22 protein-coding genes are annotated in these 26189 nt (G+C 69.8%); 17 read left to right on the top strand and 5 right to left on the bottom strand.

The window, feature by feature from the left end; translation table 11 throughout:
• Nucleotides 1–3 precede the first annotated feature (3 nt).
• Nucleotides 4–555, bottom strand: coding sequence for a murein hydrolase activator EnvC family protein (locus tag NFR93_RS03250; RefSeq protein WP_251449979.1), 552 nt, complete (start codon nucleotides 553–555; stop codon nucleotides 4–6).
• Nucleotides 556–864: 309 nt separating this feature from the next.
• Between NFR93_RS03250 and rpsB the strand changes: the two genes are divergently transcribed.
• The 9 genes from rpsB (at nucleotide 865) to NFR93_RS03205 (ending at nucleotide 7600) form a co-directional block, all read left to right on the top strand.
• A complete protein-coding gene (gene rpsB, locus NFR93_RS03245; protein WP_251449977.1) occupies nucleotides 865–1797 on the top strand; it encodes a 30S ribosomal protein S2 in 933 nt (310 codons plus the stop codon).
• A 93-nt stretch (nucleotides 1798–1890) separates the two neighbouring features.
• Nucleotides 1891–2718, top strand: a complete 828-nt coding sequence (gene tsf, locus NFR93_RS03240) for a translation elongation factor Ts (RefSeq protein WP_251449975.1) — start codon at nucleotides 1891–1893, stop codon at nucleotides 2716–2718.
• Nucleotides 2719–2802: 84 nt separating this feature from the next.
• Complete coding sequence (gene pyrH, locus NFR93_RS03235; protein ID WP_251449973.1) at nucleotides 2803–3522, top strand: UMP kinase; 720 nt, start codon at nucleotides 2803–2805, stop codon at nucleotides 3520–3522.
• Between the two features lie 51 nt (nucleotides 3523–3573).
• On the top strand, nucleotides 3574–4128 hold the full coding sequence (gene frr, locus NFR93_RS03230; protein ID WP_251449971.1) for a ribosome recycling factor: 555 nt from the start codon (nucleotides 3574–3576) through the stop codon (nucleotides 4126–4128).
• Between the two features lie 8 nt (nucleotides 4129–4136).
• Nucleotides 4137–5183, top strand: coding sequence for a phosphatidate cytidylyltransferase (locus tag NFR93_RS03225; protein ID WP_251449969.1), 1047 nt, complete (start codon nucleotides 4137–4139; stop codon nucleotides 5181–5183).
• Nucleotides 5180–5746: a DivIVA domain-containing protein gene (locus NFR93_RS03220; RefSeq protein ID WP_251449967.1), complete on the top strand. Its 567-nt coding sequence runs from the start codon at nucleotides 5180–5182 to the stop codon at nucleotides 5744–5746. Before NFR93_RS03225 ends, NFR93_RS03220 begins: the two co-directional genes overlap by 4 nt.
• A 52-nt stretch (nucleotides 5747–5798) precedes the next feature.
• Nucleotides 5799–6581, top strand: coding sequence for an aggregation-promoting factor C-terminal-like domain-containing protein (locus NFR93_RS03215; protein WP_251449965.1), 783 nt, complete (start codon nucleotides 5799–5801; stop codon nucleotides 6579–6581).
• Nucleotides 6582–6585: 4 nt separating this feature from the next.
• Complete coding sequence (locus tag NFR93_RS03210) at nucleotides 6586–6870, top strand: Rv1322 family protein (protein ID WP_251449963.1); 285 nt, start codon at nucleotides 6586–6588, stop codon at nucleotides 6868–6870.
• Nucleotide 6871: 1 nt separating this feature from the next.
• On the top strand, nucleotides 6872–7600 hold the full coding sequence (locus NFR93_RS03205; RefSeq protein WP_251449961.1) for an alpha/beta hydrolase: 729 nt from the start codon (nucleotides 6872–6874) through the stop codon (nucleotides 7598–7600).
• Between the two features lies 1 nt (nucleotide 7601).
• Here the strand turns inward: NFR93_RS03205 and NFR93_RS03200 are convergent, their stop codons facing one another.
• Nucleotides 7602–8672 (bottom strand): AI-2E family transporter, encoded by a 1071-nt coding sequence (locus NFR93_RS03200; RefSeq protein ID WP_251449959.1) that lies wholly within the window; start codon nucleotides 8670–8672, stop codon nucleotides 7602–7604.
• A 175-nt stretch (nucleotides 8673–8847) separates the two neighbouring features.
• Between NFR93_RS03200 and NFR93_RS03195 the strand changes: the two genes are divergently transcribed.
• Nucleotides 8848–10734 (top strand): DUF8094 domain-containing protein, encoded by a 1887-nt coding sequence (locus NFR93_RS03195; RefSeq protein WP_251449957.1) that lies wholly within the window; start codon nucleotides 8848–8850, stop codon nucleotides 10732–10734.
• On the top strand, nucleotides 10731–11666 hold the full coding sequence (locus NFR93_RS03190; RefSeq protein WP_251449955.1) for a tetratricopeptide repeat protein: 936 nt from the start codon (nucleotides 10731–10733) through the stop codon (nucleotides 11664–11666). The genes NFR93_RS03195 and NFR93_RS03190 overlap by 4 nt, the downstream gene beginning before the upstream one ends.
• Nucleotides 11667–11705: 39 nt before the next feature.
• Here the strand turns inward: NFR93_RS03190 and glgB are convergent, their stop codons facing one another.
• From glgB to glgX, 3 genes are all read right to left on the bottom strand, one after another.
• On the bottom strand, nucleotides 11706–13883 hold the full coding sequence (gene glgB, locus NFR93_RS03185; RefSeq protein WP_251449953.1) for a 1,4-alpha-glucan branching protein GlgB: 2178 nt from the start codon (nucleotides 13881–13883) through the stop codon (nucleotides 11706–11708).
• Nucleotides 13880–15847 (bottom strand): maltotransferase domain-containing protein, encoded by a 1968-nt coding sequence (locus NFR93_RS03180; protein ID WP_251451461.1) that lies wholly within the window; start codon nucleotides 15845–15847, stop codon nucleotides 13880–13882. The genes glgB and NFR93_RS03180 overlap by 4 nt, the downstream gene beginning before the upstream one ends.
• 173 nt (nucleotides 15848–16020) lie before the next feature.
• Nucleotides 16021–18102, bottom strand: a complete 2082-nt coding sequence (gene glgX / locus NFR93_RS03175) for a glycogen debranching protein GlgX (protein ID WP_251449951.1) — start codon at nucleotides 18100–18102, stop codon at nucleotides 16021–16023.
• Nucleotides 18103–18153: 51 nt separating this feature from the next.
• Between glgX and NFR93_RS03170 the strand changes: the two genes are divergently transcribed.
• From NFR93_RS03170 to gatB, 6 genes are read left to right on the top strand one after another with little or no spacing between them, the layout of a single operon-like run.
• The gene (locus NFR93_RS03170; protein WP_251449949.1) at nucleotides 18154–19347 is read left to right on the top strand and encodes a cysteine desulfurase family protein; all 1194 of its coding nucleotides are present in this window, start codon (nucleotides 18154–18156) and stop codon (nucleotides 19345–19347) included.
• A 9-nt stretch (nucleotides 19348–19356) separates the two neighbouring features.
• Nucleotides 19357–20454: a tRNA 2-thiouridine(34) synthase MnmA gene (gene mnmA / locus NFR93_RS03165; RefSeq protein WP_251449947.1), complete on the top strand. Its 1098-nt coding sequence runs from the start codon at nucleotides 19357–19359 to the stop codon at nucleotides 20452–20454.
• Between the two features lie 28 nt (nucleotides 20455–20482).
• Nucleotides 20483–22768 (top strand): NAD-dependent DNA ligase LigA, encoded by a 2286-nt coding sequence (gene ligA / locus NFR93_RS03160; protein ID WP_251449944.1) that lies wholly within the window; start codon nucleotides 20483–20485, stop codon nucleotides 22766–22768.
• Nucleotides 22769–22818: 50 nt separating this feature from the next.
• Nucleotides 22819–23118, top strand: a complete 300-nt coding sequence (gatC, locus tag NFR93_RS03155) for an Asp-tRNA(Asn)/Glu-tRNA(Gln) amidotransferase subunit GatC (RefSeq protein WP_251449942.1) — start codon at nucleotides 22819–22821, stop codon at nucleotides 23116–23118.
• Between the two features lie 8 nt (nucleotides 23119–23126).
• The gene (gene gatA / locus NFR93_RS03150) at nucleotides 23127–24638 is read left to right on the top strand and encodes an Asp-tRNA(Asn)/Glu-tRNA(Gln) amidotransferase subunit GatA (RefSeq protein ID WP_251449940.1); all 1512 of its coding nucleotides are present in this window, start codon (nucleotides 23127–23129) and stop codon (nucleotides 24636–24638) included.
• Complete coding sequence (gene gatB / locus NFR93_RS03145; protein WP_251451459.1) at nucleotides 24638–26167, top strand: Asp-tRNA(Asn)/Glu-tRNA(Gln) amidotransferase subunit GatB; 1530 nt, start codon at nucleotides 24638–24640, stop codon at nucleotides 26165–26167. Before gatA ends, gatB begins: the two co-directional genes overlap by 1 nt.
• Nucleotides 26168–26189 lie beyond the last annotated feature (22 nt).

Here is a 26189-nt window from a genome sequence, read left to right as displayed (position 1 = left end):
GCCTCAGCAGCAGGGCAGGAGCACCGCTCGCGGCACCTCGCCGAAGAGAGTCATCGGGTTGATGTACTCCCCATCCATACGCACGCCGATGTGGAGCGCGCCGGGCTCGGTGTGTCCCCCGACGGAGAGCTCCCCGACGGTGTCGCCCGCGGTGACGGGTTCGCCGGGCGACAGGGCGGATGTCACCGGTTCGAGCGTCGTGACGAGCCCGCCGCCGTGATCGATCGTCAGCACGTCGCGATCCACGACCCGACCGGCGAAGGCGACGACCCCTCCGGCGGGCGCGCGCACCGTGAGCACGCCCGCCGCCCGCACGTCGACCCCGCGGTGACCGCTGGCATACCGATGCGCCGGCGCCTCGAAGGGTCGCTCCAGGCTGAACGGCTCCAGCGGCCACGTCCATCGAGACGAGGTCGCGCCGTCCTCTGGCGCCGGCGGCGCCGGCACCGACGGATCACCCGACAACGTGCTCGTGGGAAGCAGCGCGACAGCCACAGCCAGGACGACGCCCGCCGCCCGGCGCGCGGCTCTGATCCGGATGCCACGGAGGAACATCTCCACAGCCTGACGGCCCGTGCCGCGCCCCCGACCCGACGGCCGACCACCGTGGACGAACCGTCGCCCGGGCGAGGCTGTGGAGGAACCGGTGACTGATACACTGGACCCCGCATCCCGCTCGTCGGGATGACTCCGCGTGCCCAGAGCGCGGCACTTTCGAAAGAAGCGTGCGGCGCGGCATCCACCCCCATCGGTCCTCGTAAACCTCGAGGCGGGCGTGCGCCGGGCACCAGGCACGTCGTCGAACACGACGACGCGAATCAACCGCAAGAACGGCGCCCCGTGCGCCAGAGAAGGAGAACGGCCATGGCCGTCGTCACCATTCGCCAGCTGCTCGACAGCGGCGTGCACTTCGGACACCAGACCCGCCGGTGGAACCCGAAGGTCAAGCGCTTCATCCTCACCGAGCGCAGCGGCATCCACATCATCGACCTGCAGCAGTCGCTGTCGTACATCGACAAGGCGTACGAGTTCGTCAAGGAGACCGTCGCCCACGGCGGCACCATCCTCTTCGTCGGAACCAAGAAGCAGGCGCAGGAGATCATCGCCGAGCAGGCGACGCGCGTCGGCCAGCCCTACGTGAACCAGCGCTGGCTCGGCGGACTGCTCACCAACTTCCAGACGGTGTCGAAGCGACTCCAGCGCATGAAGGAGCTCGAGGAGCTCGACTTCGAAGACCCCGCGGCGAGCGGCTTCACGAAGAAGGAGCTCCTGCTGAAGAAGCGCGAGCTCGACAAGCTGCACAAGTCGCTGGGCGGCATCCGCAACCTGCAGAAGACGCCGTCGGCGATCTGGGTCGTCGACGCCAAGCGCGAGCACCTCGCGATCGACGAGGCGGCCAAGCTCGGCATCCCCGTGATCGGCATCCTCGACACCAACGCCGACCCGGACGAGTTCCAGTACCCGATCCCCGGCAACGACGACGCGATCCGCTCGGTCAGCCTGCTGACCCGCATCATCGCCGATGCCGCCGCCGAGGGTCTCATCCAGCGTCACCAGCCCTCCGACGAGGCCGAGGCCGCCGAGCCCCTCGCCGACTGGGAGCGCGAGCTGCTCGAGCAGCCCACGCCGGAGCAGTCGTCCGCTGAGACCGAGAAGGTCGCCGACGAGAACGTCGCCCAGGCTGAGGCCGAGGAGATCATCGCCGAGGGCCAGACGGCGGAAGCTCAGGCACCCGAGGCCGAGGCACCCGAGGCCGATGCCGAGACCGCGGTCGCCGACGAGACCGCCGCGAAGTAAGCACTCCGCACGATCATCGCCTCGGCGGGATTCCCGATCGGGATCCCGCCGAGGCATCCACGAGAACGCATCACAACATAGGAGCCGCCACCCATGGCAAACTTCACGATCGCCGACATCAAGGCGCTGCGCGAGCAGCTCGGCACCGGCATGGTCGACACGAAGAAGGCCCTCGAAGAGGCCGATGGCGATGTCGAGAAGGCCGTCGAGATCCTGCGTCTGAAGGGCGCGAAGGGCAACGCCAAGCGCGCTGACCGTTCGACGAGCGAAGGCCTCATCGCCGCGCGCGAGCAGGGCGACAAGGTCACCCTCATCGAGCTGGCGTGCGAGACCGACTTCGTCGCGAAGAACGACCGCTTCATCGCCCTCGCGGACAAGGTGGCCGACGCTGTCGCCGCCGTGGCCGCCGACTCCGTCGACGCCGCTCTCGCCGCCCCCGCCGGCAGCCAGACCGTCGCGCAGCTGATCGACGATGAGGCCGCCATCATCGGCGAGAAGGTGGAGCTGCGACGCGTTCGCACGCTCTCCGGCGACAAGTTCGAGGTCTACCTGCACAAGACCAGCAAGGACCTTCCCCCGCAGGTCGGCGTCGTTCTGGCCTACTCGGGCGATGACGCCGAGACCGCGCGCAGCCTCGCGCAGCACATCTCGTTCGCCAACCCGTCCTACCTGAACCGCGACGAGGTCCCCGAGGCCGATGTCGACAAGGAGCGCGAGATCGTGACCGAGATCTCGCGCAGCGAGGGCAAGCCCGAAGCGGCGCTGCCCAAGATCGTCGAGGGGCGCGTGAACGCGTTCTTCAAGCAGGTGTCGCTCCTGGACCAGGACTACGCGAAGGACAACAAGCTCTCCGTCGCGCAGGTCGCCAAGGATGCGGGGCTGACCCTCACCGGGTTCGCCCGCTTCAAGGTCGGCGCGTAACACTCCGGAAAGGCCCGCATCGAGTCGCGATGCGGGCCTTTTCTCATGCGTTCGGTAGTTTCCAAGGTGACGAGAGGACCAATTGTGAGCAGTGAGTCGACCGGGCGCCGTCGCGTCCTTCTGAAGCTTTCCGGCGAGGCGTTCGGCGGGGGCCAGCTCGGAGTCAACCCGGACGTGGTGAGCCAGATGGCGCGCGAGATCGCCGCCGCCGTCGACACCGTGGAGATCGCCGTCGTGGTGGGCGGCGGAAACTTCTTCCGCGGCGCGGAACTCAGCCAGCGCGGCATGGACCGCGGGCGCGCCGACTACATGGGGATGCTCGGGACGGTCATGAACGCGCTCGCCCTGCAGGACTTCCTGGAGCAGGCCGGCGCAGCCACGCGCGTGCAGTCGGCGATCTCGATGACACAGGTGGCCGAGCCGTACATCCCGCGTCGCGCCGCCCGTCACATGGAGAAGGGCCGCGTGGTCATCTTCGGCGCGGGGGCGGGTCTGCCGTACTTCTCGACCGACACCGTCGCCGCGCAGCGCGCCCTCGAGATCGGGGCGCAGGAGGTCCTGGTCGCCAAGAACGGCGTCGACGGGGTGTACACCGCCGACCCCAAGAAGGACGCGTCCGCCACACGCATCGACCGCATCACCTACCTGGATGCCCTCCAGCGGGGACTGAAGGTCGTCGATTCCACGGCGTTCAGCCTGTGTATGGACAACAAGATGGACATGCGGGTGTTCGGCATGGAGCCTGCGGGCAACGTGACCAAGGCGCTGCGCGGCGAGACCATCGGCACGCTGGTCACGGCGTGACGCGGCCCGCCTGAGTAGACTGAACGGGCTCATCAACGCGAAGGAGACACAGTGATCGCGGACGTCTTGGCCGATACCGGAGCGCGCATGGACCGCGCCGTAGAGGCTGCGAAGGAGGACTTCGCGACGGTGCGCACGGGACGGGCGAACCCGCAGCTGTTCCAGAAGATCCTGGTGGACTACTACGGCTCCCCGACGCCGTTGGCGCAGCTGGCGTCGCTCAACAACATCGAAGCACGCACGATCGTCGTCACCCCGTACGACAAGTCGGCCCTCAAGGCGATCGAGCAGGCGATCCGCGACACCCCCAATCTCGGGGCGAACCCGACCAACGACGGGAATCTGGTCCGGGTGACGATGCCGGAGCTGACCGAGGAGCGCCGCAAGGAGTACGTCAAGCTCGTGCGCACCAAGGCCGAGGACGCGAAGGTCCACGTCCGCGGCATCCGACGCAAGGCCAAGGACGACCTCGACGCGCTCAAGAGCGACGTCGGGGAGGACGAGCTGGTGCGAGCCGAGAAGGAGCTCGACAGCCTCACGCGCGCTCACGTCGACGCCATCGACGACGCGCTCAAGCGCAAAGAAGCCGAACTCCTCGAAGTCTGAGCAGGTCCATGTCCGACGTGCCCGGGGGAGCGCCCGAACCGAGTCCGGCTGAACCGCCGGCCACTCGGCGTGCCTTCGCGCAGGCGCGTCGAGCGGATGCCGCGGCCGACCCCTCGCAGGCCTTCCAGTCGCACGTGCGGGCGGCCCGCTCCGAGTTCGAGCACCAGGTCGCCCACGCGCGCGCGGAGTTCGAGGAGGCGAACGAGCGCATCAAGGCCCGCACCGGCCGCGACCTCATCGTCGCGATCGCGATCGGTCTCGCCATCGGGGCGGTGGTGCTTTCGAGCCTGCTGTTCGTGAAGGCGCTCTTCGTGCTGTTCGCACTGGCCGCCGCACTGCTGGGGGTGTTCGAGTTCTCGCGAGCCCTCATCGGCGCCGGACGACGCGTGGATGTGATCCCGCAGCTTGCGGCCGCCGTCGTGCTGGTGGTGTCCGGCTATCTGCTGGACCTGTGGCTCGTCTGGGTGATGGTCTTCGTCGCCGTGGCATTCGTGGTGGTGTGGCGTCTGGTCGCCCAGATGGTGACCGCGGACGGGCGCGACTACGACCAGGTGCTGGGGGACGTGCTCGTCGCCGGCTTCATCCAGATGTACGTGTCCTTCCTCGCCAGCCTGTGCGTCGTCCTTCTCCGCCAGGACGGCGGCGAGTGGTGGGTGCTGGCGTTCATCATCGTCGCGGTCGCCTCCGACACCGGCGCCTACATCGCCGGGCTCACGCTCGGCCGCCACCCCATGGCGCCTCGCATCAGCCCGAAGAAGACGTGGGAGGGATTCGCCGGGGCGGCAGTGGCCGCCACGGTCGCCGGCGTCCTGCTCGCGCTGTTCATGCTCGGCCTGCCGTGGTGGACCGGAGTGGTGTTCGGCCTGGTCATCCTCGGCACCGCGACGGCGGGCGACCTCGGCGAATCCATGATCAAGCGCGACCTCGGCATCAAGGACATGAGCTCGTGGCTGCCCGGCCACGGCGGCGTCCTGGATCGGCTGGACTCCATCCTGCCGTCGGTGACCGCCGCTCTGGCCATGTACTACCTGCTCTCGCCGCTGGCGGTGTCGTGACCGCCGCAGAGACCGTCGCTGCGGCGGCGACTTTTCCGCGCGCCGTGGGGCGCTCCAAGGGCTACGACGTCGCAGCCGTCGACGAGTTCCTCGCGCGGGCACGCGGTGCCTTCGAGGGCACGGCGTCGCCGCTGACCGCCGCGGACGTCCGTTCCATCGCCTTCCCCCTCGTTCGGCACGGATACGTCGTGGATGCGGTCGACAATGCGCTCAGCCGGATCGAAGACGCCTTCGCGGCGCGGGAGCGCGAGCACGCGCTGTCCGCCGCGGGTGCACGTGCGTGGGTCGGCCGCGTGAAGCAGACCGGCCAGACGGTGCTGGACCGTCTCAGCAGGCCCCGCGGGCAGCGCTTCGACCGCGTCGGCCCCCTCCACTACGGCTACCGCGTCGACGAGGTCGACCTCGTGGCGGACAAGCTGGCACGCTACCTCGAGCGCGGTGACGCCGTGACCGTCGACCAGGTGCGGTCGGTGGCGTTCCGCATGCAGCGCGGGGGCTACCGGGAGCTCCAGGTCGACGCGGTTCTGGACGCGGTCGTGGAAGTGATGCTCGCCGTCCGGTAGCCCGTCCTGCCGGATGGCAGGCGTGGGACTTGGTCGCTAGACTCGGCTCACTGTGACTTCCGGCGACGAGATCCTTCCGACACGACGCGAGCTCCGCACCCACGCGGACCGCGTCACGCGGTCCTCCTCTCGGCAGGTCCCGACGAGCAGTTCGGCTCCGCAGCGCTGGTCGCGCCGCCGCAGCGTGCTGGGCGTGTTCGCCGCCTTCGCCGCCGTCGGATTCGTCGCCGCGTACGCCGGACCCACGGGCCTCGCGATATCGCAGGCGAGCGCCGAGGAGGCGCCCCCGGTGTCGCTGTACGCCAGCTCTATGGCCGATATCCAGACCCGGGTCGTCGCCGGCGATGCCGAGCCGGCGGAGCCGCGCGACCTCGATCGCGGCGGATACACGGTCTACGTCGAGCCGAAGCCCACCCCCACTCCCGAGCCCGAGCCCGAGCCCGTCATCACCGCCGTCGACGCTGCCGTGCCGGCCGAGCCTGTCGCTCCCGCCGAACCGGTCGTGTGGACGCTTCCGTTCGTGACGCCGGATCCCGGTTCAGCGCAGGCGATCGCGTACGACATGGTCAAGGCCCGAGGCTGGGGCGACGACGAGTTCTCCTGCCTCGTCGCGCTGTGGAACAAGGAGTCGGGCTGGCGTGTGAACGCCTACAACGCCTCGAGCGGTGCCTACGGCATCCCTCAGTCCCTTCCCGGCAGCAAGATGGCCACCGCCGGTGCGGACTGGGAGACGAACCCCGCGACGCAGATCACGTGGGGTCTGGGCTACATCAGCGGCCGCTACGGCGCTCCCTGCGGCGCGTGGGCGCACTCGCAGTCGGTCGGCTGGTACTGATCCGATGCCGCGATCTCACCGTCGCCGGCCGGAACCGGCCGGCGACGACTCCTTCGAGCGGCTGCTCGCCGGGTGGAAGCGGACGGAACTTCGCCGCGGTGTCGAGTGGACCGTGCAGCCCGTCTCGGCGGCTCAGGCGCAGAAGTCCTACATCTGCCCGGGATGCGGTCGATCCATCGACGTCGGGGTCGCCCATGTGGTGACCTGGCGAGCGGACGGCGTGCTCGGAGACGAGGCCGACCTGGCGGCGCGGCGGCATTGGCACGGACACTGCTGGAGGATCGGCTGACATGGAGATACGCGGACCCCTCATGCTCCCTGCGCGGCGGGAGGACATCGAGCTCGAGACCATCGACGGTCTGCGGCTGGTCGGCGAGCTCGCGCTGCCCGAGAACGGTGAACCGCGGGCGATGCTCGTGACCCTGCATCCGCTGCCGACCGCCGGCGGATTCATGGACTCCCACATCCTGCGCAAGGCGGCGGCTCGCCTTCCCGCACTGGCTGACATCGGCGTGCTGCGCTTCAACACCCGCGGTACCGAGTCTCCGCGCGGGCGCAGTGACGGCGAGTTCGACGGCGGCCGGGCCGAGGCGTTCGACCTGGCCGCGGCTGTCGACTTCGTCCGGGAGCGCGGACTCCCGCGACCGTGGCTGGTGGGCTGGTCCTTCGGGACCGAGCTGGCGCTGAAGTACGGGCGCGATCACGAGATCGAGGGAACCATCCTGCTCTCGCCGCCCCTGCATCGGGCGACGGACGACGACGTGGCGGCGTGGGCGGGGGACACGCGGCCCATGGTGGTGCTGGTGCCCGAGTTCGACGACTACTTGCGCCCGGATGCCGCGATGCGCCGTTTCTCGACCGTCCCACACGCGACGCTCATCCCCGTCGAGGGCGGAAAGCACCTGTGGGTCGGTGAGCACCAGACGCGGCGGGTGCTCACCGAGATCGTCGGCGCGGTGCATCCCGAGGCGCTGCCGCTGCCCGTGCAGTGGCACGGCGGCGCGGCGCACCGGGACTGAGTCAGCGCTCGTTCTGCCGAGGGATGATCACCTGGCGGTAGATGATCAGGATGCTGGCCGCCACCGGGATCGCCACGAGCGCGCCCAGGAGCCCGAGCAGCGAGCCGCCGGCGAGAGCGGCGATCACCACGACGGCGCCCGGCACCGAGACCGCACGGCCCATGATCCGGGGAGCGATGACATACGCCTCGATCTGCATGTAGATGAGGTAGTAGATCGCGGCGATGAGCGCCGTCTGCGGCGATCCGAGACCGGGGATGAGGCACGTCAGCACGATGATCGTCGATCCGGTGAGCGTTCCCACCAGCGGGATGATCGAGAAGAAGAACGCGATCACGGCCAGGACCGCCGGGAACGGCGCCTGGATGATGGAGAGGAAGATCGCGCTCAGCACGCCGTTGATCACCCCGAGGCTCAGCTGCCCGATGACGAAGTATCCCACCGAGTCGGTGATCTGCTCGCCGAGATCGATGAACCTCTCGCGCTTGGAGGCGGGCACGAGCTGATAGACCGCGCGCTTCAGGCTCGGCGTGGAGGCGGTGAAGTAGATCGTGAGGATGAGCACGATGAACGCCCCGGCCAGCCCACCCAGGATCGCGCCGCCGATCACGATGATGCTGCCGCCCACCTGTTCGCCGATCTGGCTGTAGTCCAGGGAGTTCAGCCATTCCTGCACGTACTCGAAGACGTCGTCGACGGCGAGCTGGGGGAAGTTCTCGGTCATCCACTGCCGCAGCTCCGACACCGGGTCCCAGGACCCGTCCTCGACGAGCTCGGTGATCTGCGCCACGAGCTGGGAGATCTGCTGCACGATGATCGGCACGATCATGAGGATGATGCCCGCGAAGGCGGCGAGCACGCCGAGGATCGTCACCAGCACCGCGGCCCAGCGCGGCAGCTTCCGCCGCTCCAGCCAGCCGACCACCGGATCCAGGCCCAGTGAAAGGAAGAGCGCGGTGCCGACGTACAGCAGGATCGTCGACAGCGTCTGGACGCTTCCGATCAGCAGCAGTCCCAGGCCGACGCCCAGAGTCGCGACCAGGGCGACCCGGAACGGGTTGTGGATCTTCATCGGCGCGCAGCCCTTCTCGGCGATGGCGCCGACTCGATGGTGTCAGGATACGCAGGGGAAGTCGTCGAGCCCGGCAATGGCTCCTCCCACGGCGCTTTCAGGTCGTTTTCGCTACGCTGGAACGTCGAGTCGAGGGTCCGCGCCGCCTATGCGCGGACTCATGAGAGGTGTTCGAGTGCGTTTCGTGTGGGCCGTTGCGGCATTCGTCCTCGCCGCTCTGATGATCGGTGCGGGCATCGCCCAGCGCACCCTCTTCCAGGGACCCGACACCGAGACGGTGGCCGTGGAGGCCGAGCAGGAGGCCCCGTATCTGGTGGTCGACGGCGCTGTTCTGAACCGACTGCCCGGTGCCCAGTCGTTGCGCGCCGAGGGCACGGGAGAGATCTTCGCCGCGTACGGTCGCACGGCCGACGTCCGCGCCTGGTTGTCGGATGCCTCCTACAACGCCGTCACCGTCGATGAGGCCGGTGCCGTGTCGGTCGCCCTCGTGGAGCCCGTGGCTCCGGGAGAGGAGGCCCCGGCCGAGGATACGCCGAGCCCCGAGCCGACCGCGACCGATGCGCCGGAGGAGTCCGAAGGCGCCGCGGCCGACGACGCAGCCGCGGCCGACGACGCAGCCGCGGACGCCGGTCGCGACCCGGCGGGGTCGGACCTCTGGCTCGAGGAGTTCGTCCAGGCGGACGAACTCGTCGCACCCTTGCAGCTGCCCTCGGAGATGAGCGTCATCATCGCCGCCGACGGCACGGCACCCGCCCCCTCGAGCGTGAGCGTGTCGTGGCCGATCGCGAGCACCACGCCGTGGGCCGGCCCGCTCATCCTCGCCGGAAGCGTCGTCATGGCCGTCGGCGTCCTGCTCTACATCCTCGGCATCCGTCACGCCCGACGCTCGCGCGGCCCGCGGCGCAAGGGGCTGCCGCTGCAGCAGACGCAGCCCATCGACGTGTCGGACGACGCTGAGGGCAAGGGCATGATCAGCTCCACATCTCGTGTCCGCCGCGCCCTCACCCGCGGCCGCCGCGTGGGCATGGCACTCCCGGTCATCGCGGTGTCGGCTCTGGCTGTCTCGGGCTGCTCGGCCGATGCCTGGCCCCAGCTCGGCGCCTCGCCGACCCCGTCGCCGAGCGCCTCGGTGATCGTCCCCGAAGGCCAGCAGGCGCCCGCGGTCACGGCCGTGCAGGCGGAGCGGATCCTCGCCCGGGTCGCGACCACGGTCGCGCAGGCGGACGAGGACCTCGACATCGACCTCGCCGCCACCCGGCTCGTCGGCGCCCCTCTGGCCGCCCGACAGACCAACTACACGCTGCGAGCGGAGATCGAGGACTACGCGTCGCCGGCGGCGATCCTCGACGGCGACCTGTCGCTCGTGCTTCCGCAGGCCTCCGACAGCTGGCCTCGATCGGTCCTGACCGTGGTGGACGACGCCGAGGCGCGCACGTCGAGCATAATGGTGCTCACGCAGGACGATCCGTGGGCGAGCTACAAGCTGAGCTACCTCGCCAGCCTCGAAGCCGACACGCTCATGCCGGACCTCGCCCCCTCGTACATCGGCGCGACCCAGGTGGCTCCGGACTCCCCATTCCTCGTGATGCCCCCCGAGCAGATCGCAGCGGCCTATTCGGACGTCATCAACAACGGCGAGGACAGCGAGTTCGCGGCGATGTTCGACGCCGAGACCGATCAGTTCCGCGCGAGCATCACCGCCGACCGCGAACGCCGACTCGAGGAGTTCAACGAGACGGCATCCCGTACCGGTCGCCTGACGTTCTCGTCCGAGCCCGGGGCGTACGACCCGTTCGCGATCGCCACTCTCGAGAGCGGCGCCGTCGTGGCCGTCACCATGAACGAGACCGATACGGTGAGGCCGACGAACGAAGAGGCCGTGATCAAGCTCGACGGGAACGCGACCGTGCGCACGCTCGCCGGGGCAGAGCAGTCGGCCACCGGGTTCACGACGACGTTCAGCGACCAGCTCTTCTTCTACGTGCCCGGACAGGGCTCGACCGAGAAGATCCGTCTTCTCGGCTATGCATCCGACATCCTCGACGCGAAGGTGATCAAGTGACCGATGTAGCCGCCGGGGCCGCGATGCGCGGCGCCGTGGACCTCTCCGCTCTCCGCAACCGCCCCGACCCGGCGGTGGCTCAGGGCGCGTCGCCGGGCGCGCCCGACGTCTCGCTCGTGATGGACGTCACGGACGAGTCCTTCCCCCAGGTCATGGAGCTGTCGCGGACCGTGCCGGTCGTCCTCGACCTGTGGGCGGAGTGGTGCGGCCCGTGCAAGCAGCTGAGTCCCGTCCTCGAGCGTGTGGTGCAGGAGCTCGCCGGCCGTCTGGTTCTGGCGAAGGTCGACGTCGACGCGAATCCGCAGATCTCTCAGGCCTTCCGCGCCCAGTCCATCCCGATGGTGGTCGCCCTGGTCGCCGGTCAGCCGGTCCCGCTGTTCAACGGCGCGGTCCCGGAGCAGCAGGTCCGCGAGGTGTTCGCTCAGCTGCTCCAGCTCGCGGGCCAGCACGGCGTCACGGGCGTCGTTCCCGTCGGCGATGCCCCGCCCGCGGACGAGGCGGCTCCGGAGGAGCCTCCGCTGCCGCCGCTGCATGCGGAGGCGCACGAGGCGATCGAGGTGGGGGACTATCCCCGGGCCATCGCGGCGTTCGAAAAGGCCCTCGCCGAGAACCCCCGCGACGCGGATGCTCGTGCCGGGCTCGGCCAGGTGCGCCTTCTCGAGCGGGTGCGGCAGGCCGGCCTCAGCGATGTCCGCGCTGCGGCCGCGCAGAATCCCGCCGACACGGACGCGCAGCTGGCCGTCGCGGATCTCGATGTCGCGGGTGGGCACATCGACGACGCCTTCGGGCGACTGCTCGATCTCTTCGGCGCACTTCCCACCGATGAGCGCGGGCCTGTCCGCGAGCGACTGCTCGAGCTGTTCGGGGTCGTCGGCGACACCGACCCCCGTGTCGTCCGTGCCCGGGCTCGCCTGGCTTCGCTGATGTTCTGACATTCCGGCCCGGCGCCTCAGGGCGCCGGGCCGGAATGATCAGCCGCGCGTCGGCGAGGGGATGTGCGCCTGCGGGTCGTGCCGCAGCCACAGCACCCCGAGTGGCGGCAGGACCATGTGGGCCCGTCCGGCGGCGTCGGTGTGGACCATGCCGAGGTTGCCGACTCCCGATCCGCCGTACTCCTGGGCGTCCGAGTTGAGGACTTCGTGCCACGCGCCCTGCTCGGGCATGTCGAGCTCGAACCCGTGGATCGGCACTCCGGAGAAGTTGCACACCACCACGACGGCGTTTCCGTGCCAGTCGCGGCGGGCGAAGGCCTGGACGTTGGGATTCCACGAGGGCGAGCCCAGGCGTGCGAAGGCGGCGCCGTCGGTGTCGCGCGCCCACAGCGCGGAGAGGGAGCGGTAGGTGCTGTTCAGCGTCCCGACGAAGCTGTGCAGCTGTGCGTGGGACGGCTGGTCGAGGATCCACCAGTCGAGGCCGCGTCCTTCCGACCACTCGGAGAGCTGCCCGAACTCCTGTCCCATGAACAGCAGCTGCTTGCCGGGATGCCCCCACATGTAGGCCAGGAATGCCCGCATGTTCGCCAGCTTCTGCCAGTGATCGCCCGGCATCCGGGTGAACAGGCTGCCCTTGCCGTGCACGACCTCGTCGTGGCTGATGGGCAGGAGGTAGTTCTCGCTGAACGCGTACACGAACGAGAACGACAGTTCACCCTCGTGGTGCGAGCGATACATCGGGTCGCGCGAGATGTACTGCAGCGAGTCGTTCATCCACCCCATGTTCCACTTGAACCCGAAGCCGAGTCCGGCGTGGTCGGTGGGGGCGGTGACGCCGGGGAAGCTCGTCGATTCCTCGGCGATCATGGCGATGCCGGGATACCGCTTGTAGGCGGTGGCGTTGACCTCCTGCAGGAACGAGATGGCCTCGAGGTTCTCGCGGCCGCCGTGCACGTTCGGCACCCACTCGCCGGCTTCGCGGGAGTAGTCCAGGTAGAGCATGGACGCCACCGCGTCCACGCGCAGCCCGTCCACGTGAAACTCCTCGAACCAGTAGAGGGCGTTGGCCACGAGGAAGTTGCGCACTTCGCGGCGACCGTAGTCGAAGATGTACGTGCCCCAGTCGCGATGCTCGCCGCGGCGCGGGTCGGCGTGCTCGTAGAGGGGGTCGCCGTCGAATCGGGCGAGGGCGAAGTCGTCCTTCGGGAAGTGACCCGGCACCCAGTCCATGATCACGCCGATGCCCGCCTGGTGGAGCCGGTCGATCAGGTAGCGCAGATCGTCCGGGTTGCCGAACCGGCTGGTGGGCGCGTAGTACCCGGTCACCTGGTATCCCCACGAGCCGCCGAAGGGGTGCTCGGCCAGCGGCAGGAACTCCACGTGGGTGAACCCGAGGTCGGTGACGTAGTCGACGATGGCGTCGGCGGCCTCGCGGTAGCCGAGGCCCGGGCGCCACGATCCGAGATGCAGCTCGTACACGGACATGGGCTGGGACAGAGGCGTCGAGCGGGCGCGACGGGTCATCCACTCGTCGTCCTGCCAGCGGTAGGACGAGTCGTCGACGACGACGGATGCCGTGGCGGGCGGGACCTCGGCGAAGCGCGCCATGGGGTCGGCCTTGACGACCCAGTGCCCGTGGCGCGTGCGGAACTCGAACTTGTAGTTCTGACCGGCGGTGACGCCCGGGATGAAGAGCTCCCAGATTCCGCTGGCGCCCATCGAACGCATCGCGTGGCCGGAGCCGTCCCACCCGTTGAAGTCGCCCACGATGCGCGCCGAGCGCGCGTTGGGCGCCCAGACGGCGAAGGCGGTGCCGGTGGCGCCGTCGTGCTCGCGCACGTGCGCGCCCAGAACCTGCCAGAGCTGCTCGTGGCGGCCCTCGGCGATGAGATGCAGGTCGAGGTCGCCGAGCAGCGGCGGGTGCCGGTACGGATCGTCCGCGACGTAGTCCGAGCCGTCCTCGTAGGTCGTCTCGATCTCGTAGCGTCCGCCGGTGCCCTTCTTCACGCCTTCCCAGATGCCGGCGTGCAGATGCTCGAGCGGCACGCGCGTGCCGTCTGCGAACACGGCGGTGACCGTTCGCGCCAGAGGCCGGCGTGTGCGGACGGTCCAGGCCGTGGCGCCGTCGACCGTCACGGGGTGCAGGCCCAGCACGGCGTGGGGGTCGTGATGGGCGCCGGCTGCGATCTCGTCGAGCAGCTCAGGTGCGATGGTCATCGGGACTCCTTGACATGCAGGATGTGGACGGGCTCGCGGAAGGCGTCGAGCTGGACGTAGTTGTGATCGGACCAGGTCCACTGCTCGCCGGTGACGAGGTCTTCGACCTCGAACGGCTCGCCGAGGGGCACACCCCACACACGCGAGTCGAGGTGGACCATCGTCTGCCGCACCGAGTGGGGATCGACGTTGACCACGACGATGATCGTGTCGCTTCTGCCGTCGGGCGACAGCGCGGCGTCGATGTGCTTGGCGTAGACGAGGATCGCGTCGTCGTCGCTCCAATGCACGCTGAGGTTGCGCAACTGGCGCAGTGCCGGATGAGCGCGACGTATCTCGTTGAGACGCGCGAGATACGGTGCGAGCGAGTCGCCGTGCGCCTCGGCTCCGGCCCAGTCCCGCAGCTTGTACTCGTACTTCTCGTTATCGATGTTCTCTTCCGAGCCCGGGCGGGCGACATTCTCGTACAGCTCGTAGCCGGCGTACACCCCGTAGGTGGGTGCGGCGGTCGCGGCGATCGCCGCACGGATCCGGTAGGCGGGTCGCCCTCCGAACTGCAGGTACTCGGTGAGGATGTCGGGGGTGTTGACGAAGAGATTCGGACGCAGGAAGTCCGCGGTGTCGTGGGCGAGTCCGCTGAGGAACTCCTCCAGCTCGACCTTCGTGTTGCGCCACGTGAAATAGGTGTAGCTCTGCTGGAAGCCCGCCGAGGCGAGGCTCTGCAGCGGTGCGGGACGCGTGAAGGCCTCGGCGAGGAACACGACATCGGGGTCCTCGGCGTTGATCGTGCCGATCAGCCACTCCCAGAACTGCAACGGCTTGGTGTGGGGGTTGTCGACCCGGAAGATCTTGACGCCCTGCGCGATCCAGTGCCTCACCACGCGCAGGGCTTCGGCGCGGATGCCCTCCGGGTCGTTGTCGAAGTTGATCGGATAGATGTCCTGATACTTCTTGGGCGGGTTCTCGGCGTACGCGATCGACCCGTCGGGAAGCGTCGTGAACCACTCCGGGTGCTCGGCCACCCAGGGATGATCCGGTGCCGCCTGAAGGGCGAAGTCGAGAGCGACCTCGATGCCCTCGGCGCGCGCAGCGCGGACGAACGCGCGGAAGTCCGCGAGCGTTCCGAGATCCGGGTGGACGGCGTCGTGACCGCCCTCGGCCGCTCCGATCGCCCAGGGGGAGCCCGGATCGGATGGCTGCGGGTCGAGCGTGTTGTTTCGGCCCTTGCGGTTGATGCGGCCGATGGGGTGGATCGGGGGCAGGTACAGGACGTCGAAGCCCATCCGCGCGACCTCGGGCAGGCGACGCGTGGCCGTGCGGAACGTGCCGCTCTTGATCGACCCGTCCTTCATCAGCTTGGCTCCCTCGGAGCGCGGGAAGAACTCGTACCACGCGCCGACTCCGGCGCGCGCGCGTTCCACTCGGAGCTCGAACTCGTCGCCGAAGGTCATGAGCGATGTGAGGGGCCGATCGTGGAACGAGGCGGCGATGGCCGGATCCGCGACGATGTCCAGCGCTGCGGCGTCATCCACGCCGGCGTCCCGCAGGCGCTCGACCGCGTCCTGGAGCAGTCGGCGCTGCGGGGCCGGCCGGGTCCGCTCCCGAGCCGCCTGATCGAACAGCCGCGCACCGATCTCGCGCATGAGCGGCGCGTCGACGCCGGCCGCGATCTTCAGCGTGGCGGCGTGCTTCCAGGTGCCGAAGTCGTCGGCGAAGGCCTCGAAGCGGAAGCGCCAGACGCCTTCCTCGCACAGTGCGACGAGTGTCTGCCACTGGTCGAGCCCGTTCTCCAGCGAGGTCAGACGGTGCAGCGACACGTCTCCGCCGGGGGAGGTCAACCTCAGTTGCACGCCGATGCGATCGTGTCCCTCGCGGAAGGCGGTGACGCGGAACGGGACGACCTCGCCGCTGAAGGCCTTGGGTCGGAAATCGCCCCACGGGACCGAGGGAACGGGTTTGGCCATCGGTATGCGCGAGGAGCGGGTCTGCCGGTCGGGCTGCTGGTCTCGGGTGTCGCGGACGGGAATGGACGAGGCGCTCTTCCAAGGCTGGGGATGCGCGGTGCGTGAGGTGCTGGCCACGTTCCGAACCTATCGTCCGTCGGGCCAGGTCGGAACCCGCCCGGCCGGGTGCGGGCTCACTCGGCGCGGAACAGGCGCATCGTCGTACCCGTGAGGGTGACGACCTCACCGGGGTCGAAAACCGGGCAGGACTCGTCGGGAATCTCGTCCGCGCTGGACCACAGCGACACGTAGCGCTTCACGCCGTCGATGGCGGGCAGGGTCACCTCGATCGGGGTCTCGTTGCCGTGGATCATCAGCAGGATTCGGTTGAAGTCCTCGTTCTCGGGGGTGGACGCCGCCACGTACTGGAGTGTGCGGTGCGCGGGGTTGGTCCACCGCTCGATCGACATCGTCTCGCCGTGCTCGTCGTACCAATCCATCACGGATGCCGAGGGCGTGTACTCGTCGTCACGGGCGAACCGGCTCGGGCGCAGTGCGGGGTTCTCCTGGCGCAGCCGGATCAGGCGGCGCACGTGCGCCTGGAGTTCCCGCTGCCACGGCGCGTGGTCCCACGACAGCCAGGTGAGCGCGGAGTCGTGGCAGTAGGCGTTGTTGTTCCCTCGCTGAGTGCGTCCGAACTCGTCGCCGGCGGTCAGCATCGGCACGCCCGCCGACAGCAGCAGGGTGCCGAGGAGGTTGCGCATCGCCTTCCTGCGGGTGGCGAGGATGCCCTCGTCGTCCGTGCGCCCCTCGGCGCCGTGGTTGAAGGAGCGGTTGGTGTCGGCTCCGTCGCGGTTCTGCTCGCCGTTGCCGAGGTTGTGCTTGACGTCGTACGAGACGAGATCGCGCAGCGTGAAGCCGTCGTGGGCGGTGACGAAATTGATGCTGGCCAGGGGGCCGCGCTCGTGGGTGAAGGTGTTGGACGATCCCGCCAGGCGTGTGGCGAAGCCGCCGATGCCGACGGGGGCCGTCGAGGCCCGCCGGGCGTAGTCGACATCGCTCAGCCAGAAATTGCGCACGCGGTCGCGGTACCGGTCGTTCCACTCGTGCCAGCCCGGACCGAAGTTGCCCGTCTGCCAGCCGCCCATGCCGACGTCCCAGGGCTCGGCGATCTTCTTGACGTCCGCGAGTGCGGGATCCTCTCGGATGGCCCGCAGCAGCGGATGCTCCGGAGTGAAGTGGTGGGCGCCGTCCCGCCCGAGCGTGGTGGCCAGGTCGAACCGGAAACCGTCCACCTGCACGTCGTTCGCCCAGTAGCGCAAGGAATCCAGAATGAGCCGCGCGGCGGCATCCGTCGCGGTGTTCACCGAGTTCCCGCACCCGGTGACGTCCACATACGCGCCGTCGTCCTGCTGCCGGTAGTACGACCGGTTGTCGATGCCGCGAAGGCTGGTGCGCGGCCCGCCGAAGCCCTCTTCGGCGGTGTGGTTGTAGACGACGTCGAGGATGACCTCGAGCCCGGCTTCGTGGAGCAGCCGCACCATGCCCTTGAACTCCCGGAGCACAGCCTCCGGGCCCTCGCGGCGCGCGTTCTCCGTCGCGTACGGAGCATGCGGGGTGAAGAAGTTGACGCTGTTGTAGCCCCAGTAGTTCGACAGCCCGTGCTGGAGCAGGCGCGGCTCCGTCGCGAAGGCGTGGACGGGGAGGAGCTCGACCGCCGTCACGCCCAACGAGAGGAAGTGCTCGATCATCGCCGGGTGAGCCAGCCCCGCGTAGGTGCCGTGCAGGGCCGGCGGGACGTCGGGGTGCCGCTTGGACAGACCCTTCAGGTGGCCCTCGTAGATCACGGTGCGATCCATGGGGGTGGCGGGCTTGCGGATGCCGCCCCAATCGAAGCCGTCGTCGACCACCACCGCGCGCCAGTCGGCGATGCCGTCGCCGACGAGGCCCCTCGCATACGGCTCGACCAGCAGAGCGCCGCGATTGAACGCGTTTCCCGGACCGGTCGGGCCGTCCACCCGGATGGCGTAGCGGGTGCCCGGACGAAGGAGCGGCGTCGTCACGGTCCAGACGCCGCCGGCGTCCGGTTCCAGCGGTATGACGTCGACGGCCCAGTCGATGTCGCTGTCGTCGAAGACGACGAGCTCCAGCGCCTGCGCGTGCCCGGACCACACACGCAGGGTGCCTCCGGCCGGACCGAGGACGACGCCGAGGTCGTCCAGATCGGCGGCGAGGAGGCCCGGTGCTGCCAGGGCCGACAGCTCGGGTCGGGACATGCGATCTACAGTAGTGACGCCAAGAGTCGCTCGGGTACCGGCGGAACGGGGGTGAAGGCCGTGATCTACCTCGATCATGCGGCGACCTCGCCTCTGCGGGCCGAGGCGCGTGAGGCATGGATCGCCGCGGCCGAGACGACCGGCAACGCGTCGTCGATCCACGGGTCCGGACAGGCCGCGCGGCGCGTGCTGGAGGACGCGAGGGAGCGCTTGGCCGGCGTCCTCGGCTGCGACCCGATCGAGATCGTGTTCACGTCCGGCGGGACCGAGGCGGTCAATCTCGGTGTCACCGGTCTGTGGCGAGCGCCCGCGGCACGAGGGCGGGCGATCGTGCTCCCGGACGGCGAACACCATGCCACGCTCGACACCGTCGCCGGCCTCGCCGAGAGCGAGGGGGCCGAGGTCCGGCCGGTCGGGCTCGACCGGCGGGGACGCATCCGGGTCGACGCGTTCGCAGCCTCGCTGGGCGAGGCGCGCCTGGCGACCGCGCTCGCCGCCAACAACGAAGTCGGCACCGTGAACGACGTGGCCGCGCTCGCCGCTGCCGCCGCCGCCGCCGCCGTCCCCTTCCATGTCGACGCCGTCGCCGCCTTCGGGCACGTTCCCGTCGACTTCGCCGCCTGGCGGGGGGATCCCGTCGGCCGCGGGGGGCTGGTGGCGATGAGCGTGTCGGCGCACAAGGTCGGCGGACCCACCGGTGTGGGCGCGCTCGTGGTGTCCCGGCGCGCGGTCCTCGCACCGCTGATCCGCGGTGGGGGACAGCAGCGCGGGCTCCGCGCCGGAACGCAGGATGTCGCCGGGGCCGCGGCCTTCGCCGTGGCGGCGGAACTCGCCGAGCGGGAGCGCGCGCAGGAGGCGGTGCGGCTGGCCGCGCTGCGTCGCAGACTCGTGACGTCCGCCACGTCGATCCCCGGGGTCGAGCTGCTGGGCGACCCCGAGGAGCGCATTCCGGGAAACGCGCATCTGCTGTTCGCCGGGGCGCGAGGCGAGTCGCTGCTCTTCCTCCTGGACATGGCCGGGATCAGCGTGTCGACGGGTTCGGCCTGCCAGGCGGGCGTGCCCGAGCCCTCGCACGTGGTGCGGGCGCTGGGCCGCTCCGAAGAGGAGGCCCGCCAGGTGCTGCGCATCTCTTTGGGGCGCACGACCACCGAGGCCGACGTGGCTGCCCTGGCGGCGGCGCTCCCTGACGCGGTCGCGCGGGCACGGGGGAGTGCATCCGGCCCCCGTTCAGCCGGGCATTCGTAGACTGGGCGGATGCGTGTACTGGCGGCAATGAGCGGTGGAGTGGATTCCGCGGTCGCCGCCGCGCGTGCCGTCGATGCCGGACACGATGTCGTCGGGGTGCACCTCGCCCTGTCGCGCGCGGGCGGGACCCTGCGCACCGGCAGCCGCGGATGCTGCACGATCGAGGATGCGATGGACGCCCGCCGTGCCGCCGACCGACTCGGAATGCCCTTCTACGTGTGGGACTTCTCGGAGCGCTTCCGCGACGACGTCATCGAGGACTTCGTCGCGGAGTACCGGGCCGGCCGCACGCCGAATCCCTGCATGCGCTGCAACGAGCGGATCAAGTTCGCCGCACTGCTCGAACGTGCGCTCGAACTGGGTTTCGACGCGGTCTGCACGGGTCACTACGCCGCGCTCGTGGACGGACCCGACGGGCGGGAGCTCCACCGGGCGTCCGACGCCGCGAAGGACCAGTCCTACGTCCTCGGCGTCCTCACCGCCGAGCAGCTCGCCCACACGCTGTTCCCGCTGGGTGACACGCCCAGCAAGGCCCTGGTGCGCGCCGAGGCGCAGGAGCGCGGCCTGACGGTCGCGCAGAAGCCCGACAGTTACGACATCTGCTTCATCCCGGACGGCGACACGCGCGGCTGGCTGGCGGAGCGCGTGGGGGCCGAGACGGGCGAGATCGTGGACCGCACGGGAGCGGTGGTGGGGTCGCACCCGGGGGCGCACGCGTTCACCGTCGGCCAGCGTCGCGGTCTGCAACTCGGTGTGCCCGCACCGGACGGCAAGCCGAGGTTCGTGCTGGAGGTGCGCCCGGTCACCAACACCGTGGTGGTCGGCCCCAAGGAGGCGCTGGCCACCTCTCGCATCGCCGGCGCCCGTTACTCCTGGGCGGGTCGGCCGCAGCCCGACGGCGTCTTCGCCTGCGACGTGCAGATCCGCGCCCACGCCGACCCCGTTCCCGCGGTCGCCACCCTCGCGGACGGCATCCTGGCCGTGGTCCCCGATGTCCCGTTCGACGGTGTCGCCCCGGGGCAGACCGCGGTGCTCTACGACGGCACACGCGTGATCGGCCAGTTCACGATCGACACGACGGTCTCCGCGGAGGCCCTCCCCGCGTGATGTCGGCGCCCGCGCCTACACTTGCCGGGTGGCTGGCGAATCTATCGACGCATCCGAGCTCGAGGCGCTGGGCCTCGACGACGCACGCGCGCAGGCGCGGCTGCTGACCGACAGGATCCTGGACGCCCGCGAGGCGTATTACGGCTCCGATACGGTGCTGGTCGACGATGCCACCTACGACGAATGGATGCTGCGGCTCGAAGCGCTCGAACGACTCCACCCCGAGCTTCAGGGGCAGGATTCCCCGACCCTCACCGTCGGCGCCGCGACGCAGACGCTGTTCGCGCCCGTCGAGCACGCACAGCGCATGCTCAGCCTCGACAACGTCTTCAGCGACGAGGAGTTCGCGGCTTGGGCCGCGCGCGTGCAGAAGGCGGCGGGACGGGATGTGCCGTTCCTGTGCGAGCTGAAGATCGACGGCCTCGCCTTGTCGCTGCGGTATCGGCGCGGCCGACTGGTCTCGGCGGCGACCCGTGGTGATGGGCGCGTGGGGGAGGACGTGACCGAGAACGTCGTGCGTATCGCGGGGATACCCGAGACGCTCGCGGGCGACGGTCATCCCGACCTCGTCGAGGTGCGCGGCGAGGTGTTCTTCACCGTCGCCGACTTCGCGGCGCTCAACGAGTTCCAGCAGGAGCAGGGCGACCGCCTCTTCGCCAACCCGCGCAACGCCGCATCCGGTTCGCTCCGGCAGAAGACCGAGGGCAAGAACGAACGCCAGCTGCACGCGATGCACGAGCGCCTTTCGCGCCTGCGGATGACGGTGCACGGCATCGGCGCGTGGCCGAACCCGCCCGTGACGACCCAGAGCGAGGTGTACGGGCTGCTGGGCTCCTGGGGTCTTCCCACGAGTCCGTACTTCCGTGTGGCATCCGGCGCCGAGGAGGCCGCGGACTTCATCCGCCATTACGGGCAGCATCGGCACGACGTGGAGCACGAGATCGACGGCATCGTCGTCAAGGTGGACGAGCTGGCTCTGCAGGCCGAACTCGGACAGACCAGCCGCGCGCCGCGGTGGGCGATCGCCTACAAGTACCCGCCCGAACAGGTCAACACCATCCTGCTCGACATCGTCGTCTCGGTCGGGCGGACCGGTCGTGCGACGCCTTTCGCCGTGATGGAACCGGCGCGCGTGGCCGGTTCTGTGGTTCGGCAGGCCACACTCCACAATCAGGACGTCGTGAAGGCGAAGGGCGTGCTCATCGGCGACACGGTCGTGCTCCGCAAGGCCGGCGACGTCATCCCCGAAGTGCTCGGGCCCGTCGTCGAGCTGCGCGACGGCACCGAGCGCGCGTTCGTCATGCCTCGGGAGTGCCCCGAGTGCGGGTCGCCGCTCCGCCCCGCCAAAGAGGGCGACATCGATCTGCGCTGTCCCAACGCGCGCTCGTGTCCGGCGCAGGTGCGTGGTCGCGTCGAGCACATAGGCTCCCGAGGGGCGCTCGACATCGAGGGTCTGGGGGAGGTCTCGGCCGCCGCCCTCACCCAGCCGGTCCGCCCCGACACCCCGCCGCTGGTCACCGAGGCGGGCCTGTTCGATCTCCGGGCCGAGGACCTGTTCGGCATCGACGTGGTCGTCCGCGACGCCGAGACCGGTCTGCCGCGCCTGCTGGCAGACGGGACGCCCGACACCCGATCGCCCTTCCGGCGGCAGCGGAAGAAGTCCGATCCTCCCTTCGACGAGTCCCTGCCGTTCGACGGGGACGCGACATCGGTGCTGTCGAAGTCGGCTGTCGAACTGCTCGCCAACCTGCAGACGGCCAAGACGAAAGAGCTCTGGCGCTTCCTCGTCGCCCTGAACATCCGGCACGTCGGCCCGGTCGCCGCCCGCGCGCTCGCGCAGTGGTTCGGCTCGCTCGACGCCATCCGTGCAGCCGGGCGCGACGAGCTGGCGGCGGTCGACGGCGTGGGAGGGATCATCGCGGACGCGGTGACGGAGTGGTTCGAGGTCGACTGGCATCGCGACATCGTGGAACGCTGGGCTGCCGCCGGCGCGCAGCTGAGCACGCCCGGCCACCCCGGGCCCGGAGCCGCCGCCGCGAGCGGCGGTGTCCTCGACGGGGTCACCGTCGTCGCGACCGGGAGCCTCGAGGGGTACACCCGCGAAGGCGCGCAGGAGGCCATCATCCGTGCAGGCGGCAAGGCGGGTTCGAGCGTGTCGAAGAAGACCGACTTCGTCGCGGCGGGCCCGGGCGCCGGATCCAAACTGGCCAAGGCCGAAGAGCTCGGCGTCCGCATCATCGATGCCGAGCAGTTCCACCGCCTGGTGACCGAAGGCCCCGCCGCGCTGGCTGAGCCCGCCCCGGATGCCGGGTGAGCACACCGGCACGGTCGAGGGTGCGCCGCGGGCGCTCGTAGGATGGTGGGGTGTCGGAAATCACCCCAGATCTCGTGCGCCACCTCGGCGTGCTCGCCCGGATCCAGCTGAGCGACGAGGAGGTCGAGCGCCTGACCGGTCAACTCGATGTCATCGTCGACAACATCGCCAAGGTGTCCGAGGTCGCCACGCCCGACGTGCCGGCGACCAGCCACCCGATCGCGCTGACCAATGTCTTCCGCGCCGACACCGTCGGCGACCAGCTCAGTCAGGCCGAGGTGCTGGCCAACGCCCCGGATGCCGCCGACGGACGCTTCCGGGTGACCGCCATCCTCGGTGAGGAGCAGTAAGGATGACGATGACGGATCTGACCAGGCTGACCGCGGCCGACCTCGCCGACCGGCTCGCCGCGCGGGACGTCTCGAGTGTCGAGGCCACCCGGGCGCACCTCGACCGGATCGCCGCCGTCGACGGCGACATCCACGCGTTCCTCCACGTGAGCGAGCACGCCCTCGAGGTCGCGGCCGACATCGATCGCCGACGTGCCGCGGGCGAGGCGCTGGGGCCTGTCGCCGGTGTGCCTCTCGCCATCAAGGACGTGCTCGTCACCACCGACATGCCCTCCACGAGCGGATCGAAGATCCTCGAGGGCTACATGTCGCCCTACGACGCCACCGTCGTGCGGCGTGCGCGCGAGGCCGGCATGGTTCCGCTGGGCAAGACGAACATGGACGAGTTCGCCATGGGCTCCTCCACGGAGCATTCGGCCTACGGACCCACGCGCAACCCGTGGGATCTGGATCGCATCCCCGGCGGCTCCGGGGGAGGCTCGGCCGCGGCGGTCGCCGCGTTCGAAGCGCCTTTGGCCCTCGGTTCCGACACCGGTGGGTCGATCCGTCAGCCCGCGCACGTCACGGGCACCGTCGGGCTCAAGCCGACCTACGGCGGTGTCAGCCGATACGGCGCCATCGCGCTCGCCTCCAGCCTCGACCAGGTGGGGCCCGTCACCCGCACCGTGCTGGATGCCGGCATCCTGCACGATGTCATCGGCGGTCACGATCCTCACGACTCCACCTCGCTCACCGACGTCTGGCCGTCCTTCGCGGCCGCCGCGCGCGAGGGTGCCCGAGGCGACGTCCTGAAGGGGCTTCGCGTCGGCGTCATCTCGGAGCTGCCTGACAGCGGCTTCCAGCCGGGCGTCGCGGCATCCTTCCGGGCCGCGCTGGAACTCATGCAGGCGCAGGGCGCCGAACTCGTCGACGTCAGCGCGCCGCACTTCGAGTACGGAGTCGCCGCCTATTACCTCATCCTCCCCGCGGAGGCATCGAGCAACCTCGCGAAGTTCGACTCGGTGCGCTTCGGCATGCGGGTGGACGTGCCGGGCGGCACCGTCGAGGACGTCATGGCGGCGACCCGCGACGCCGGCTTCGGCGACGAGGTGAAGCGCCGCATCATCCTCGGCACCTATGCGCTCAGCGCCGGATACTACGACGCCTACTACGGCTCGGCGCAGAAGGTCCGAACCCTCATCCAGCGCGACTTCGACCGTGCGTTCGCCGAGGTGGACGTGATCGCGACGCCGTCGGCGCCGACGACGGCTTTCCCGTTGGGTGAACAGCTCGAGGACCCGATGCAGATGTACCTCAACGACGTCACCACCATTCCGGCGAACCTCGCCGGAGTGCCGGGTATCTCGATCCCCTCCGGCCTCGCCGAGGAAGACGGTCTGCCCGTGGGCATCCAGTTCCTCGCGCCCGCTCGCGAGGACGCGCGCCTGTACCGCGTCGGAGCCGCGCTGGAGGCTCTTCTCGTCGACTCATGGGGCGGCGGTCTTCTCGACCGCGCTCCGGCGCTGGGAGGTGCCCGATGATGGCCAAGGCCGATCTCATGGACTTCGACAAGGCACTGGAACTGTTCGAGCCCGTCCTCGGATTCGAAGTCCACGTCGAACTGAACACCCGGACGAAGATGTTCTCGGCGGCGGCGAACCCCGCCCACGCCGACAACCACGGCGCCGGCCCCAACACGCTCGTGGCGCCGGTCGACATGGGGCTTCCGGGTGCGCTCCCGGTCGTCAACGCCGATGCGGTGCGATCCTCGATCAGCCTCGGCCTCGCGCTGGGATGCTCCATCGCGCCCTCCAGCCGGTTCGCGCGCAAGAACTACTTCTACCCGGACCTCGGCAAGAACTACCAGATCTCCCAGTACGACGAGCCGATCGCGTTCGAGGGTCGGATCGAGGTGGAGCTGACCGACGGCTCGATCGTGGAGGTCCCGATCGAGCGCGCCCATATGGAGGAGGATGCCGGCAAGCTCACGCACGTCGGCGGGTCGACCGGCCGCATCCAAGGGGCCGAGTACTCCCTCGTGGACTACAACCGCGCCGGTGTGCCTCTGGTCGAGATCGTGACCAAGCCGATCTTCGGCGCCGAGCACCGAGCTCCCGAGATCGCCAAGGCGTACGTGCAGACCATCCGCGACATCGTGCTGTCGCTGGGCATATCCGAGGCGCGCATGGAGCGGGGCAATCTGCGATGCGATGCCAACGTGTCGCTGCGACCGCGCACTCCTGCGGGAGAGGCGCCCGCACCCCTGGGAACCCGTACCGAGACGAAGAACGTCAACTCGATGCGCTCGGTCGAACGTGCTGTCCGCTACGAGATCCAGCGTCAGGCGGCCATCCTCGCCGGGGGCGGGACGATCATCCAGGAGACGCGTCACTGGCATGAGGACACCGGCACGACCAGTGCCGGCCGGCCGAAGTCCGACGCCGACGACTACCGCTACTTCCCCGAGCCCGACCTCCTTCCCGTCGAGCCGACCGACGATCTCATCGAAGAACTCCGGGCAGCCCTGCCGGAGCCGCCGGCCGCCCGCCGTCGCCGTCTGAAGGCGGAATGGGGATACACCGACCTGGAGTTCCAGGATGTGGTCAACGGAGGTCTGCTGACCGAGGTCGAGGCCACGATCGCCGCCGGCGCCGCGCCCGCTTCCGCGCGCAAATGGTGGACAGGCGAGATCACACGACTCGCCAATGCGTCCGGACGCGAAGCCGCCGAGCTCGTGTCTCCGGCGGATGTCGCGGCACTGCAGGGTCTCATCGACACCGGGACGCTCACCGACAAGCTCGCCCGGCAGGTGCTCGAGGGCGTCATCGCGGGCGAGGGCACTCCGCAGGAGGTGGTCGATGCCCGGGGACTCGCCGTGGTCTCGGACGACGGTCCGCTCCTCGCCGCGATCGATGAAGCCCTCGCCGCGCAGCCGGACGTCCTCGCCAAGATCCGCGACGGCAAGGTTCAGGCAGCCGGAGCCATCATCGGTGCGGTCATGAAGGCGATGCGCGGGCAGGCTGATGCCGCCCGTGTGCGGGAGCTCGTGCTGGAGCGCGCCTCGGCGTAGCCGCGGTCCGCCCGGCGCGAGT

Origin of the sequence: Microbacterium sp. Marseille-Q6648 (genome assembly GCF_943181415.1) — a bacterium.
GTDB lineage: Bacteria > Actinomycetota > Actinomycetes > Actinomycetales > Microbacteriaceae > Microbacterium.
This window is presented reverse-complemented; position numbering and strand designations above follow the sequence as displayed.

Coding starts and splice junctions, on each gene's coding strand:
- NFR93_RS03250 (WP_251449979.1), bottom strand. CDS start 555: ATGTTCCTCCGTGGCATCCGGATCAGAGCCGCGCGCCGGGCGGCGGGC.
- rpsB (WP_251449977.1), top strand. CDS start 865: ATGGCCGTCGTCACCATTCGCCAGCTGCTCGACAGCGGCGTGCACTTC.
- tsf (WP_251449975.1), top strand. CDS start 1,891: ATGGCAAACTTCACGATCGCCGACATCAAGGCGCTGCGCGAGCAGCTC.
- NFR93_RS03225 (WP_251449969.1), top strand. CDS start 4,137: ATGTCCGACGTGCCCGGGGGAGCGCCCGAACCGAGTCCGGCTGAACCG.
- NFR93_RS03210 (WP_251449963.1), top strand. CDS start 6,586: ATGCCGCGATCTCACCGTCGCCGGCCGGAACCGGCCGGCGACGACTCC.
- NFR93_RS03205 (WP_251449961.1), top strand. CDS start 6,872: ATGGAGATACGCGGACCCCTCATGCTCCCTGCGCGGCGGGAGGACATC.
- NFR93_RS03200 (WP_251449959.1), bottom strand. CDS start 8,672: ATGAAGATCCACAACCCGTTCCGGGTCGCCCTGGTCGCGACTCTGGGC.
- glgB (WP_251449953.1), bottom strand. CDS start 13,883: ATGACCATCGCACCTGAGCTGCTCGACGAGATCGCAGCCGGCGCCCAT.
- NFR93_RS03180 (WP_251451461.1), bottom strand. CDS start 15,847: ATGGCCAAACCCGTTCCCTCGGTCCCGTGGGGCGATTTCCGACCCAAG.
- glgX (WP_251449951.1), bottom strand. CDS start 18,102: ATGTCCCGACCCGAGCTGTCGGCCCTGGCAGCACCGGGCCTCCTCGCC.
- mnmA (WP_251449947.1), top strand. CDS start 19,357: ATGCGTGTACTGGCGGCAATGAGCGGTGGAGTGGATTCCGCGGTCGCC.
- gatA (WP_251449940.1), top strand. CDS start 23,127: ATGACGGATCTGACCAGGCTGACCGCGGCCGACCTCGCCGACCGGCTC.
- gatB (WP_251451459.1), top strand. CDS start 24,638: ATGGCCAAGGCCGATCTCATGGACTTCGACAAGGCACTGGAACTGTTC.